The 12,908-nt window shown below is 59.9% G+C and carries 14 protein-coding genes; 7 read left to right on the top strand and 7 right to left on the bottom strand.

Going from position 1 to position 12,908, the window contains the following annotated elements; genetic code table 11:
• Window positions 1–234: 234 nt before the first annotated feature.
• From ACR0NT_RS11160 to ACR0NT_RS11140, 5 genes are all read left to right on the top strand, one after another.
• Window positions 235–996, top strand: a complete 762-nt coding sequence (locus tag ACR0NT_RS11160; RefSeq protein WP_170673785.1) for a DUF6478 family protein — start codon at window positions 235–237, stop codon at window positions 994–996.
• Between the two features lie 11 nt (window positions 997–1,007).
• The gene (locus ACR0NT_RS11155) at window positions 1,008–1,367 is read left to right on the top strand and encodes a hypothetical protein (protein ID WP_170446528.1); all 360 of its coding nucleotides are present in this window, start codon (window positions 1,008–1,010) and stop codon (window positions 1,365–1,367) included.
• Window positions 1,368–1,445: 78 nt separating this feature from the next.
• Window positions 1,446–2,972: an MFS transporter gene (locus ACR0NT_RS11150; protein ID WP_170446530.1), complete on the top strand. Its 1,527-nt coding sequence runs from the start codon at window positions 1,446–1,448 to the stop codon at window positions 2,970–2,972.
• Between the two features lie 96 nt (window positions 2,973–3,068).
• A complete protein-coding gene (locus ACR0NT_RS11145; protein WP_170446531.1) occupies window positions 3,069–3,293 on the top strand; it encodes an AbrB/MazE/SpoVT family DNA-binding domain-containing protein in 225 nt (74 codons plus the stop codon).
• The gene (locus tag ACR0NT_RS11140) at window positions 3,290–3,676 is read left to right on the top strand and encodes a type II toxin-antitoxin system death-on-curing family toxin (RefSeq protein ID WP_170446534.1); all 387 of its coding nucleotides are present in this window, start codon (window positions 3,290–3,292) and stop codon (window positions 3,674–3,676) included. The genes ACR0NT_RS11145 and ACR0NT_RS11140 overlap by 4 nt, the downstream gene beginning before the upstream one ends.
• Window positions 3,677–3,790: 114 nt before the next feature.
• Here the strand turns inward: ACR0NT_RS11140 and ACR0NT_RS11135 are convergent, their stop codons facing one another.
• The 7 genes from ACR0NT_RS11135 to ACR0NT_RS11105 all read right to left on the bottom strand — a co-directional run bounded on the left by ACR0NT_RS11135 (window position 3,791) and on the right by ACR0NT_RS11105 (window position 11,155).
• Entirely contained in the window at window positions 3,791–5,131 is a 1,341-nt protein-coding gene (locus tag ACR0NT_RS11135) for a S41 family peptidase (RefSeq protein WP_170673788.1), read from the bottom strand.
• Window positions 5,132–5,137: 6 nt separating this feature from the next.
• A complete protein-coding gene (locus tag ACR0NT_RS11130) occupies window positions 5,138–6,268 on the bottom strand; it encodes a peptidase M23 (protein WP_170673791.1) in 1,131 nt (376 codons plus the stop codon).
• Entirely contained in the window at window positions 6,265–7,782 is a 1,518-nt protein-coding gene (gpmI, locus tag ACR0NT_RS11125; RefSeq protein WP_170673794.1) for a 2,3-bisphosphoglycerate-independent phosphoglycerate mutase, read from the bottom strand. Before gpmI ends, ACR0NT_RS11130 begins: the two co-directional genes overlap by 4 nt.
• 88 nt (window positions 7,783–7,870) lie before the next feature.
• Window positions 7,871–9,559 (bottom strand): sulfatase-like hydrolase/transferase, encoded by a 1,689-nt coding sequence (locus tag ACR0NT_RS11120; protein WP_170673796.1) that lies wholly within the window; start codon window positions 9,557–9,559, stop codon window positions 7,871–7,873.
• Between the two features lie 61 nt (window positions 9,560–9,620).
• A complete protein-coding gene (nqrM, locus tag ACR0NT_RS11115) occupies window positions 9,621–9,863 on the bottom strand; it encodes a (Na+)-NQR maturation NqrM (RefSeq protein ID WP_170326465.1) in 243 nt (80 codons plus the stop codon).
• Window positions 9,864–9,878: 15 nt separating this feature from the next.
• Window positions 9,879–10,904, bottom strand: a complete 1,026-nt coding sequence (locus ACR0NT_RS11110; RefSeq protein WP_170446542.1) for an FAD:protein FMN transferase — start codon at window positions 10,902–10,904, stop codon at window positions 9,879–9,881.
• A gap of 65 nt (window positions 10,905–10,969) precedes the next feature.
• Complete coding sequence (locus ACR0NT_RS11105; RefSeq protein WP_170446543.1) at window positions 10,970–11,155, bottom strand: hypothetical protein; 186 nt, start codon at window positions 11,153–11,155, stop codon at window positions 10,970–10,972.
• A gap of 124 nt (window positions 11,156–11,279) precedes the next feature.
• On the opposite strand from ACR0NT_RS11105, the gene ACR0NT_RS11100 reads away from it, so the two are divergent.
• Window positions 11,280–11,804, top strand: coding sequence for a CBS domain-containing protein (locus ACR0NT_RS11100; protein ID WP_170446544.1), 525 nt, complete (start codon window positions 11,280–11,282; stop codon window positions 11,802–11,804).
• A gap of 84 nt (window positions 11,805–11,888) precedes the next feature.
• Window positions 11,889–12,902 carry a GDP-mannose 4,6-dehydratase gene (locus tag ACR0NT_RS11095; RefSeq protein WP_170446545.1) on the top strand — a complete coding sequence of 338 codons (1,014 nt, stop codon included), beginning with the start codon at window positions 11,889–11,891 and terminating at the stop codon, window positions 12,900–12,902.
• Window positions 12,903–12,908: the final 6 nt, after the last annotated feature.

Genomic DNA, 12,908 nt, shown 5'->3' with positions numbered 1-12,908 from the left:
GTGCCTCAAATCTCTTGGATGCGATTTTGGGATGATCCAACGCAATCAGGTGACAGACGGTACGCACTGACCCCGGCGATTGCAAGAATACGGCGCGGTAACAGATTGCCGCCGGGTTGACCATCCGCCCGGCCGTTCACGAATTTGAGAGTTTTGATCCTCAATATCGTTTATTCACCTTTAACCCCTGCGCGGTCTTTGACTAAACAGGGTCACATTCTGAATGATAGGACCATGGGCAGACTTCTGGATCGCTATATTCACCACCGGGTTGTCGCGCGTTGGCGCGCGGCGCTGCGTGGCGCGGCCGAAGCACCCGAGCCGCAGCTGCGACTACAGCGTGACGAAGCTCGCAAGCTGCGCACCCAACTGGACATGCTGATCCACGAAGCCGATGGCCGTTTGGCCCGGCCCAGAATCGGGTCGCTGCAGTTTCCCAAACCTCTGGGTACGGATTGGTGCTGGCGGCCGGATTTGTGGCGTGGACCGTTGCCGCGCCCCGGTGTGGCCTCGGCCCCGCGCAGGGCGCAGATGGATCGGCAGGTGACGCTGTTCCACGATTGCCCCTTGGCCGAGATCGGGATGCGGCAGACCCGGAATTCCCGCGACAAGGATCTGGCCGCGTTCGGGCTGACGGTCGATGTGTTCGGGTTTTCAGGCTCGTTCCTGTCGCTGTCCGTTGAGCTGCCGTCCGAAGCCGCGCAGGGTCTGACCAAGCAGCATCTGATGCGCGTTGACGTGCAGATCGAACTGGAACAGCCGCTCGAGATGTTTGCCCGCCTCAACATCCAGCACGGCCCCAACACCGAACAGGTGCTGCGCAAGCTGGACCTGCCCACCCCGTCCAATTCTGTTGACTTTGATCTGGCCCACCTGCCCCTGAACGAGTCGCGGATCGAGAAGATCTGGCTGGACCTGATTTTTGACAATCCCCGGATGAACCGTGCCACGCTGCGCGACCTGACCTTCTGCCGCCACCACCGCGCCGATTTGTGAGAGATCCAACCATGACACTGCCGACATTGACGCCGATCCGGTTTGAAAACGGCCTCTGGCAGGGGTTTCTGCAAGCCGACACCGAGCCGCAGGTCGAAGTGCGCTATTTGGGTGAGAATGTCGATGATGCGCGTATTTCGGCGTCTGAGGACGGGTGGAACCTGACGGTTCCCGTGCCCGTGGCTGCGCTGTCCGACGGTGTGCATTGTTTTGTGATCGTGGATGCGGCGACCTCGGAAAAGCTTGGCGATTTCACAATCATCGCAGGTACTCCCGCCGCGGATGATCTGCGTGCCGAGGTCGAGCTGTTGCGCGCCGAGCTGGACATGCTGAAACGCGCGTTTCGCCGGGCGCAAAGCGCCGACAAGTGATCCTTTCCGGGCAAGTCTCTATCTTTTCAGTGAGATTCCGTGCATCCTAGGGTGACCCGCAGCAGTCTGGGCAAGCTCATGGATCGCAGCAGCATCGTCAAAGTCATTGCATTGATGGTGACGGGGTTTGGGATCGGCATCGACTTTACCGGCGCGCTGATTCTGGTTCCGGCCATCGAAAACAGCTTTGATGCGGATATCACCAGCACACAGTGGGTTCTGAACATCTACGCGCTGTTCTTCGCCATGACCATGGTCGCCGGAGGACGCATGGGCGATATGTTCGGACACCGCAAGATGATGCTGATCGGGCTGTCGATCTTTCTGTTCTCGTCCGTCATGTGCTTTGTCTCGCCCAGCCTGGACTTTCTGATTATTGCACGCGCCCTGCAGGGGATCGGCGCGGGATGTGTCTGGCCCTGCACGCTGGCGTTCGGGGCGACCAAGGTCTCGCGGCCCGAACATCGGGCCATGATCATGGGGCTGATATTGGCTGGTGTGACCTGCGGCAACGTCTTTGGGCCTCTGATCAGCGGAATGGTGGTCAACCTGGGGGACTGGCGGCTGTTTTTCCTCGCCAATGTGGTGTTCTCCACCATCTCGATGCTGACCGCTCTGCTGCTGATGCAGCGCGAAACCCAGCACAAGCAGGGAGAGCATATCGATTTTGCCGGGATGGCCGTGCTGTCCTTTGCCGTTTTGCTGTTGCTCTACGGGCTGGATGTGGGCGCGGATTGGGGCTGGACCTCGGCCCCGTTGTTGTTGCTGTTCTTCGTCAGCGCGGTGTTGTTCGTTCTGTTCCCGCGGGTGGAAAAGCGGGTGAAAGAGCCGCTGTTGCTGCCGCAGATGATGGCGAACCGCGAATTTCGCATCACCTTGGGGCTGAACATGTTCAACGTGTCGGCAGCCTTCGTCGGTTTGATGTATTTCCCGCAATACATGCAAAAGGTTCTGGGCTGGTCGACCTTGCAATCAGCCTTTGGGCTGGCACCGCTGACGGTTCTTCTGGCTGTGGGGTCCATCCTGTCGGGCCGGTTGTATAACGATTTCGGCCCAAAACGGCTTTTGCTCTGGGGGTATCTCTGTGCCACAGCCGGGGCCGCCAGCGTTGTGGTGATGCCCGCAGGGCTCGGATATTTCCAGATCCTGCCGGGCATGGCGATGATCGGTTTGGGCGCGACGCTGACGGTCGGGCCATCCGGCACCGCCGCCGTCTGTGCGGTGAAACCGGAACGGGCGGGTCTGGTCGGCGGGCTGAGTTTCATGACCCATCTGGTCTACGGCGCCATCTCGGTCGCCTGCGCCACCGCGATCATGTATCTGGTAAGCCTGCGCAGCCTGGGTGAGCGGCTGACATCCGCCGGAATTGACCTCTCGGAAGCCAGCCAGAGAGCCATAAACGGGGGAACGCTGACCACGCCCTCAGCCAAGGTCGTCATGGAAAAACTCAGTTCCGCCGAGGCCGAAAAGGTTAAATCCGCCATCGCCGCTTCCTTTGACACCGGAATGAACATGGCCTTCATCTTCGCGACCCTTTCCGTTTCGGTCGGGGTCTTGCTGGCAATAATGCTGGATGAGGAAAAGCTGCATAAGGTGGAAGGCTGACCCCTCTGGCCAAAGGTCAATTCCGGATGAGTCAGCTGAAACTTGCCAGTTTCACTTCAGATGGGTATATACATTAATATATACCAGGAGAACCCAATGATCGAAACCAAGATCCGCAAGGTCGGAAATTCGGCCGTCATGACGCTGTCCACCGAGATGTTGACCATCCTTGATGCCAAAGAGGGTGATACCCTTTTCGTCTTGCGCGGTGATGATGGCACGCTGAAAATCATGGCCCACGACCCTTCGGTCGTCGAGGCGCTTGAGGCCGCAGAAATTGTCATGGATGAGAACCGCGATCTGCTTCAGGCGCTGGCGTGAAGCCCCTGACCTGGGTTCCTCGGGCGGCGGTTGTCGCTATTCACGACAGACAGATATCACGACATGGCGGCGCCCCCGGAATGCGGGATCGCGCCCTTTTGGAGATGGGCTGTGCAAGAGCCATGAACCTTGCGGCCTATGCCGATGCCGATCTTGCCGAAATTGCAGCCGCCTACGCGTTTGGCATCGCCAAGGCGCATGCTTTCGTCGACGGCAACAAGAGAACAGCCTTTGTGACTGCTCTTACTTTTCTGCGACTTAACGGGCATGCCTTCCTTCCTGACCCAACCAAGGGTGTTCTGATGATGGAAGGTCTGGCGGCAGGTCAAATTGATGAAACAGAGTTTGCAAACTGGGTGAAAGCTGGCTGGAAGCCAATCTGAGCCTGTCAGAGAACGCGTCCCGGACAAACCAAACCAAACAGAAAGCCCCGCCGAAAACGAGCGGGGCTTTCAATATCCTGTATCAGAGGCCGCTCATGAGGCGGCCTCAGTATATCACTGAGACGGCCCGTTCGGGTTGAAGGCCGACAGACCCTTTAGGATGTCGATGGCATAGGCCAGTTGATAATCCTCTTCCCGCAGTTCCGCAGTTGCTTCGGCGCGGGCGCGGTCTTCTTCGATCTGACGGATTTCATCCTCGCTGAGGCTGTCATTGTTCAGGCTGCCACGCAGGTCGGCCTCGGAGCGGGTTGGACGGTTCGCGTCCTCGTCGTCCGTTGCGGGCGCCGGGCGTGGTTGTTCGACGATGATGTCGGGGCTTACGCCGAGTGCCTGGATCGAGCGGCCAGACGGCGTGTAATACCGCGATGTAGTCAGGCGCATCGCACCGTCTCCGCGCAGCGGCATGACCGTCTGCACCGAGCCTTTGCCAAAGCTCTTGGTGCCGACCACGATGGCACGGCGATGATCCTGTAGCGCACCGGCCACGATCTCGGAGGCCGAAGCCGACCCGCCATTGATCAGAACCACAAGCGGCTTGCCTTCGGCCAGATCGCCGGGGGTCGCGTTGAACCGCTCGCCTTCGCCCGGATCACGGCCACGGGTCGAGACGATCTCACCTTCGTTCAGGAACGCATCCGAGACCTTGATCGCCTGAGTCAGCAGACCGCCCGGATTGTTGCGCAGGTCCAGAACAAAACCGTTGACCTTGTCGATGCCGCCAGCCTCTTCGATCTGTTCGCTCAAACCTTCCTCAAGGTTGGGGAAGGTCTGATCGTTGAACGTGGTGACCCGCAGCACGACACTGGTGCCTTCGGTGCGGGCGCGCACGGCAGTCAGTTTTATGGTGTCGCGGATGATGGTGACGTCGAAGGGTTCCTGTTCACCTTCGCGCACGACGGTAATCACGATTTCGGACCCGACCGGGCCGCGCATCAGATCAACCGCCTTGTCCAGCGTCAGGCCCAGAATGCTTTCGCCATCGACATGGGTGATGAAATCCCCGGCTTCGATCCCCGCCGCATCCGCGGGCGTATCGTCGATGGGCGAGACAACCTTCACAAAGCCCTCTTCCTGCGTAACCTCGATGCCCAACCCGCCGAACTCACCCCGGGTCTGCACGCGCATCTGTTCGGCATCATCCGGCGACAGATAGCTGGAGTGCGGATCCAGCGAGGTCAGCATGCCGTCAATCGCGGCTTCGATCAGTTCTTCGGGTTCGACCTCTTCGACATATTGCGCACGAATGCGTTCGAAAATGTCGCCGAACAGATCCAGCTGCTCATAGACGGTGGCATTGTTCTCGGCCTCCTGCGCCAGCAAAGGGCCTGCGATCTGAGTGGTTGCGATTACGCCTGCCACGGTTCCGGCCAGAGCGGCCATCACAAATTTCTTCATACGTACTCATCCATCCTTGCTGGTCCGAAACCACGATTCCGGGTCCACGGGGCTGTTATCCTGTCTTACCTCTATATAGAGCGTTTCTGACCGGTCAGTTCCAGTGCCATCACCGCTTGTTGACAAAATAGCGCCTATTTCGGGTGTTTCACCGGGCATCAACCCGACCGGCGTGCCCTCGGGGATCACCTGCCCTGTGTTGCCGTAAACCTCTTGCAGGCCCGAAAACACGAACAAAAGCCCGGGTTGAGGCTCAAGTATCACCAGATTCCCCAAATCCAGCAGGGGTCCGCGATAGCGGATCGTGGCGGCTGTCGGCGAAGTCACAATCGCGCGGGGTCGCGTGCCCAAGATCACACCGGGGCGTTTGACACCAGCCGCATCCGTTTCCCCTGCGCGGTGCAGCAGAACGCCCTGCGCGGGCAACGCAATCTCACCCTTGCGGTCCGAGATGTCTGCATTGGTTTCCGCGATTTCACCTTCGGAAATTTCGGACAGGCCGCTGGCAAACCCTTCCAGTGTCTCAGTGGACGAGATCAGGATTGCGGTCCGCACCGGGTCTTCGACAAAACGGCTGGGTAAATCGGTGCGATCGGCGATCGCGGCGCTGAGCTGCGTGCGAGCGGTTTGGACGCCCGTCAGCCCTTCGGTCAGGGTTTCCGCAGCACTCTGTTGCAATTGGCGCAGGGTCTGCACTTCTTGCAGATCATGGGCCAAAGCCTGCGCGCGGGTGTTGAGGCCCGGTGTGACCTCGGACAGCATCATCCCTGCCCGGGCCGATCCCAACGGCCCCGACGGGTGCAGCATCAGAACCGGAGGTGCGGTGGTTTCAATGGTCTGCAACACGCCCAGCAACTGCGCGATTTCCTTTTCGCGGGCGCGCAGCTCGGCAGTCAACTGCGCCTCACGCGTGGCGGCGCGGCGCAGGCCTTCGCGCATGGCGGTCAGACCGGCCTCATAGGCCTGAATGGTTTCGGTCAGGGCGCGCACGCGATCACGGGCGCTGTCGGCTTCGGTCAATGCGACCGAGGCGTCCTCGAGCATCTGCGCCGCATTCAGCGCGGCTGTGGACGGGTCGGTCTGTGCATGGACCGGGGCCGCAAACAGCAGCGCCAGAACAAGCGCGCGCATGGTCATGACAGCAGGCTCTTTCCAGTCATTTCCGGCGGCTGTTCCAGACCCATCAGTTGCAACAGGGTTGGCGCCAGATCAGACAGACGCCCGTTACGCAGCGTGGCGCCGTTTGGCCCGCCCACCAATGCCACGGGGACCGGGTTAAGTGTGTGTGCGGTATGCGGCCCGCCGGTTTCCGGATCGACCATCATTTCGCAATTGCCGTGGTCGGCGGTCACGATCATCGCACCGCCTGCTTTTTTCAACGCCGCTACGACCAGTCCCAAACCTTGATCCACGGCCTCACAGGCCCTGATCGCGGCCTGCAGGTCGCCCGTGTGGCCGACCATATCCGGGTTGGCATAGTTGGTGACGATCAGGTCATAGCCCGCCTCGATCGCTTCGACGAATTTGGCGGTCACCTCGGCCGAGGACATCTCGGGCTGCAGGTCATAGGTCGCAACTTTGGGGGATTTCGGCATGAAGCGGTCTTCACCCACCTCGGGTGTTTCCTTGCCGCCGTTGAGGAAGAAAGTGACATGCGGGTATTTCTCGGTCTCGGCCAGGCGGAACTGACGCAGGCCTTGTTTGGCGACCCATTCGCCCAGGGTGTTCACGATATCGCGTTTGGGGAACACGGTGGTCATATAGGCGTTGTGGCCGTCGGAATACTCGACCATGCCCAGCAGCGCAGACAATTGCGGGCGCGCGCCGGTGTCGAAATCTGTAAAACCGGGCTCACCGATCGCCCGCAGAATCTCACGGGCGCGGTCGGCGCGGAAGTTGAGACAGAAGACTCCGTCGCCGTCTTTCACCCCGTCAAAGCCATCCAGCACGGTGGGCACGATGAATTCATCGGTTTCCGATTGGTTGTAGGCGTGGTCAATCGCACCGTGCACAGTGGCAGCCGTCCGGCCCTGCCCCTTGATCATGGCCTCATAAGCCTCGCTGACGCGTTCCCAGCGGTTGTCGCGATCCATCGCGAAATAGCGCCCGCTGACGGTGACAATGCGCGCGCCTTCAGGCAGGCGGTCTTCCAGTTCGGCGGCATAAGTGAAGGCGGATTTCGGGGCCACGTCGCGGCCATCGGTGATCGTGTGCAACGCAACAGGCACGCCCGCGTCGGTGACCGCTTTGGCTGCAGCAACGATGTGGTTCAGGTGACCATGCACCCCACCATCCGACACCAGCCCCATCAGATGCGCCGTGCCGCCCGAAGCCTTCACCTTGGCAATGAAATCCTGCAGCGCCGCGTTATCGAAGAACGAGCCATCCTCGATCGCCAGGTCGATCTGTCCCAGGTCCATGGCGACAACGCGGCCCGCGCCGATATTGGTGTGGCCGACCTCGGAATTGCCCATCTGACCGCTGGGCAGGCCCACATCCGGCCCGTGGGTGATCAGGGTCGCGTGCGGACCGTCGGCCATGATCGCGTCGAAGGTCGGCGTCTTGGCCAGATAAGGTGCGTTGGCCTTGGTGTCCTCGGACAGGCCCCAACCATCAAGAATGCACAGGACAACGGGTTTGGGGGCGGTCATTTCGGCTCTCCGGATTTCTGCTCTTGGCCCGTCTTGTATCGCTTGACCTGCCTAGGGTGAACCGCCTTTTGGTCACGTCCGGACAGATTTAATGCTCGGACGATTTGTCCTTGCCGATATATTCAGCAAACGGCCAGGCTTTGCGCCCGCGGTATTTGACCGTCAGGTCCAGCGGAGCCTCGTTTTCGTCATAGATCCCCAGAACAACCCCCCTGCCCCGGCTTTTTGTGCGCATCTCGATCAGTTGCTGTTCGGACCGGGTGGTGCGCTGCGACGGGCGGCGGGTCCAGGCAAAGAGGTGGTCGTATATTTCCGCGATGACATCCACGTGGTCAGCGCTATCGCCCAGATCGGTCAGTTCATCCGGGTCGTTTTCCAGATCAAACAGGATGGGCCGGTGGCCGCCTTCGCAATGGATCAGCTTCCACTTCTTGTTGGCGACCATGAACATCACCGCATCCCGGACCGAGGCGTTCAGCATGTCAGCGATGGGCGAGGCCGAGTAGTCATATTCGCAGATCACCAAGTCGCGCGGCGTTTCATCTTGCCGGCCATGCAGGATCGGCAGCAAAGAATGCCCTTCGAGGATATGCGAAGCGACCTCTCCACCCGCCATCTCCACAAAGGTTGGGGCAAGGTCGATGGATTCCACCAGCGCATCGCTGACGGTGCCGCGCGTCGCGTCGGCCTCGGGCGACGGGTCGTAGATGATCAGCGGTATCTTGGTCGAGGCGTCGTGGAAGAAGGTCTTCTCGCCCATCCAGTGGTCGCCCAGAAAGTCACCATGATCCGAGGTCAGCACGATCATCGTGTCCTCCATCCGGCCGGTTTTCTCCATCCAGTCGAACAGGCGCCCCATCTGATCGTCGGCCTGTTTGATCAGGCCCATATAGGCGGGGATCACCGCCTCGCGCACGTCCTGGCGCGAGAAGGTCTGGCCGATTTTCGTATCCATGAATGCGCGCAGCACCGGGTGGGCATTCTCACGCTCGGCCTCGGACCGGACCACAGGCAGCACATGCTCGGGGTCGTACATCGAGGCATAGGGTTCCGGCACGATATAGGGCCAATGCGGCTTGATAAAGCTCAGGTGACAGCACCACGGGGCGTCATGGCTTTCCATGAATTCGATGCCGCGGCCGGTGAGATAGGGCGTTTCACTATCCTCTTCCGCGATATTGGCCGCTTCGGACGAGTTCTTCAGAAACCAGCCCGACAACACGTTGCCATCCGCATCCAATCCGGAATTGGCAAAGTCGTGCCAGGGGTTGTCACTCTCATAGCCTTTGTCAGTGAGGTACTGATTGTATTTCTTCGCCCCGTCCGGGTCATAGAACCCATCCGGGCCTTCGGGGCGCATTCCGTCATCACGTTCAAAGACGTCGAACCCGCATTCCGCCACGCGGGCGCCGATCAGGCTGTCGGGTTCCAGCCCCAGCCGCGCCATCCCCTCGGCATCCGCCTTCATATGGGTTTTGCCAACCAGCCAGCAGCCCATGCCCGCCTTGCGCAGATGATCGCCCATGGTGATCTCGCCCACTTTCAGCGGGATGCCATTCCACGAGGCCCCATGCGAATGCACATAGCGCCCGGTATAGGTGGACATACGCGAGCTGCCGCAAATGGGGGATTGGATATAGGCCCGCTCGAAGCGCACACCCCGCGCGGCCAGACGGTCAATATTAGGGGTATGCAGATGCGGGTGGCCGTAGCAGCTCAGGTAATCCCAGCGCAGCTGGTCGAACATGATGAACAGGATGTTTTTGGCTTTGGCCATGCGGTACCCCCAGTATTCAGGGACCTAGTTAGCCAATTCCCGGCTTGGGGCGAAGTGCAAATTACGCTTCGGCCTGACGTTCCATCTGCTCCTGCATCTTTCTGGCGCGTTTGCATTGGAGCTTGTCGCGCAGCGGCGAGTTCGGATCGACGTCTTTCTGGCAGACCACGCATTTATCTGCGCCCGAGATCGCGTTCAGGCCACCGCAGCTGCCCTTGATGGTCTTGCCCATCAGCATCACGCCCAACGACATGCCCACCACGACGAGGGTCAGCAAAATGAAGGCCAGAATAAAAGTGCTCATCGTGGGTCCTACCGGTTAGTTGGTGCCAAGCGCGTCTTTGAATGCGGTGCTGTGTACGGTGATATAGGCTTCTTCGCCGCCTGTCACATCCCGCGAGATGAAATACACGGCAAGTTCATGCTTTTCGGCAAGCTCAAGGCCCTTTTCCTGCCCCAAAGCCAGCATCGCCGTGGCCCAGGCATCCGCCATCATCGCGTTTTCGGCCAGAACGGTGACCGATGTGGTCCGGTGCGTGATCGGGCGGCCCGTCGTCGGGTCGATGATATGCGAATAGCGCACGCCATCCTGTTCGAAGAAATTCTTGTAATCGCCCGAGCTGGCCATCCCAAGATCACCCACCGATACGATCAACTGCGGGGTCTGCGCACCGGCCTGCGGTTTTTCGATGCCGATGCGCCAGGCCTCACCCTTGTCGTTCTGGCCTTTTGTGACCAGATCGCCGCCAATCTCGACCAGATAGTCCTCGATCCCCGCTTCGCGCAGGGTCTCGGCGACGGCGTCGATACCATAGCCCTTGGCGATCGCAGACAGGTTAATGCCGACGCCGGGTTCGGATTTCGCCAGTGTACCGGCTTCGGCATCCAGGGACAGCAACCGGGTTTGGCCGACACCGCTCAGCGCGGCCTCAATATCAGCATCCGAGGGCACAGGATCTTCCGGCGTGCGCGGGCCAAAGCCCCACAGTTCGATCAGCGGGCCAAGGGTGACGTCGAAAATGCCACCGGTTTTCTCATGAACCTCATTCGCCGCCGTCAGCACCTGTGCGAATTCGGCGGATACCGGCATCGGGTCAGTGCCGGTTGCGGCGGAAAAGGTCGAGACCTCGGAATTCGGGTCCCAGTTCGACATTTTGGCGTTGACCTCGGCCAGGGTTTCTTGGACTGCGGCAGCCAAGGCGCCCTCGTCCAGATCCTCGCCAATCGCGGTGATGTTGAACGTCGTTCCCATGGTCTCGCCCGACAGGCGGACCACTTCGGGCTCTTTATCGAACAGGCAGCCGGACAGGAGTGTGACAACAGCCAGTACAGGCACAAGACGCATGGGGTGGTCTCCGAAAATTCAGTGCCCGGCATATGCCAGCCACCCTTGCCGGAGTCAAACCGGCGTCACAGCTTCAGCGGCAAAAAGCCCAGAACCAAAAGGCCGATCCCCGCCGGCACCCCGAACAGCCATGCCCGTTTCTGCCATCCCGGCACCTGCTGTTTCCACGCCATGCGGAAATTATGGCCGCATACGACCACCGCAAAGAAAATCAACGCGGCCAGGGGCGGGGTGAGATACAGTTCGTTCAAAGGCTTAAGGTTCCTCTGCTGGCGGCAGTTTCCGCCGATCAGTGCAAATGCACCCTATACAGGTCGTTTAGCTGCGCTAAGGTGAAAGGGAAAGACTTTGCAATAACCATGAAGGAGATTGCCCATGGCCCCAACCTCTTACCAATCGCCATCGCGTGGCGACAAGGCTGACAAGTCCACGTACAGCCAATCGACGGACTCGAACCTGTCGCACTCGCAGACAACCGTGGCCAAGTTGCTGGAAGGTAAAGGGGATGCGGTGTTTTCGGTGCGCCCGAACGAGACGATCCACTCGGTCGTCAATACGCTGAAGGAAAAGCGGATCGGTGCGGTGCTGGTGACTGATCAGAACGGCGCGTTGCAGGGCATCCTGTCCGAGCGTGACATCGTGCGGCGCATGGCGGACACGCCGGGCCAGACCCTGCCGCAAGCGGTCGAAGACCTGATGACCCGCGAGGTCAAGACCTGTACGCCGGATGATTATCTGAACGACGTTCTGAAATCCATGACCGAAGGCCGGTTCCGCCACATGCCGGTTCTGCGCGACGGCACCCTTGTCGGTGTCATCACCATCGGAGACGTTGTGCATTTCCGCCTGAAAGAGCTGGAATACGAAGCGCTTCGAATGAAACAGATGATCGTCGGCTAAGCGATTTCGCCCAGAATCCCCTTGACCTTGCCCCGGCGACGGTATCCCTGATGCGTCAAAGATTGCGTTAAGGTCGAGGGTTACATGAAACGAGTTCTGATCACGGGTACGGCGGGATTTATCGGGTTCCATCTGACAAAGCTGCTGCTGTCTGAAGGATTCCGGGTGCATGGCTATGACGGGATGACGGATTATTATGACGTCACCCTAAAACAACGCCGGCACCAGATGCTGTTGCAGACGCCCGGTTTTTCCGCGACCGAGGACCTGCTGGAAAACCACGAACGCCTGATGCAGGTCGCTGATGAGTTCCAGCCCGAGGTGATCGTCCATCTCGCCGCGCAGGCCGGGGTGCGATACAGCCTCGAAGATCCGCGCAGCTATGTCAGCTCGAACGTGGTCGGCACGTTCAACGTGATGGAGGCCGCCCGGCAGCACAAGGTCGAACATCTTTTGATGGCCTCCACCTCCTCGGTTTATGGCGCCAACGAGGTCATGCCCTTTACCGAGGTGGAAAAGGCCGACGCCCCCCTGACCATCTACGCCGCGACCAAAAAGGCGAATGAGGCGATGGGGCATTCCTATGCCCATCTGTGGAACCTGCCGACCACGATGTTCAGGTTCTTCACCGTCTACGGCACCTGGGGGCGGCCCGATCTGGCACTCTACAAATTCGTGGACGCCATTCTGGATGAGCGACCCATCGACATCTACAACCACGGCGACATGTATCGGGATTTCACCTATGTGGAAGACCTCGTGCGCGGGATCAGGCTGCTAATCGATGTCCCGCCCGAGCGTCCGGCCAGCGCCGAGGAAATCGAGGAAGGCGACAGCCTTTCCCCCGCGGCGCCGTGGCGTGTGGTCAATATCGGCAACGGCGACAAGGTCCGGCTGATGGACTTTGTCGAAGCCATCGAAGAAGCGCTGGGGAAAAAGGCCATCCGCAACTATATGCCGATGCAGATGGGTGATGTACCAGCGACATGGGCCGACAACGACCTGTTGCAACGGCTGACCGGCTACCGGCCGCAGACGGATTTCAAAGACGGAATCGCACGATTTGTTGAATGGTTCCGCGACTATCACCAAAAGTGACCCGAG

The sequence above is a fragment of the Ruegeria sp. AB10 genome (genome assembly GCF_056542745.1).
This window is presented reverse-complemented; position numbering and strand designations above follow the sequence as displayed.

Coding starts and splice junctions, on each gene's coding strand:
- gpmI (WP_170673794.1), bottom strand. CDS start 7,782: ATGACCGCCCCCAAACCCGTTGTCCTGTGCATTCTTGATGGTTGGGGC.
- nqrM (WP_170326465.1), bottom strand. CDS start 9,863: ATGAGCACTTTTATTCTGGCCTTCATTTTGCTGACCCTCGTCGTGGTG.
- ACR0NT_RS11130 (WP_170673791.1), bottom strand. CDS start 6,268: ATGACCATGCGCGCGCTTGTTCTGGCGCTGCTGTTTGCGGCCCCGGTC.
- ACR0NT_RS11120 (WP_170673796.1), bottom strand. CDS start 9,559: ATGGCCAAAGCCAAAAACATCCTGTTCATCATGTTCGACCAGCTGCGC.
- ACR0NT_RS11135 (WP_170673788.1), bottom strand. CDS start 5,131: ATGAAGAAATTTGTGATGGCCGCTCTGGCCGGAACCGTGGCAGGCGTA.
- ACR0NT_RS11100 (WP_170446544.1), top strand. CDS start 11,280: ATGGCCCCAACCTCTTACCAATCGCCATCGCGTGGCGACAAGGCTGAC.
- ACR0NT_RS11150 (WP_170446530.1), top strand. CDS start 1,446: ATGGATCGCAGCAGCATCGTCAAAGTCATTGCATTGATGGTGACGGGG.
- ACR0NT_RS11095 (WP_170446545.1), top strand. CDS start 11,889: ATGAAACGAGTTCTGATCACGGGTACGGCGGGATTTATCGGGTTCCAT.
- ACR0NT_RS11155 (WP_170446528.1), top strand. CDS start 1,008: ATGACACTGCCGACATTGACGCCGATCCGGTTTGAAAACGGCCTCTGG.
- ACR0NT_RS11145 (WP_170446531.1), top strand. CDS start 3,069: ATGATCGAAACCAAGATCCGCAAGGTCGGAAATTCGGCCGTCATGACG.
- ACR0NT_RS11110 (WP_170446542.1), bottom strand. CDS start 10,904: ATGCGTCTTGTGCCTGTACTGGCTGTTGTCACACTCCTGTCCGGCTGC.
- ACR0NT_RS11160 (WP_170673785.1), top strand. CDS start 235: ATGGGCAGACTTCTGGATCGCTATATTCACCACCGGGTTGTCGCGCGT.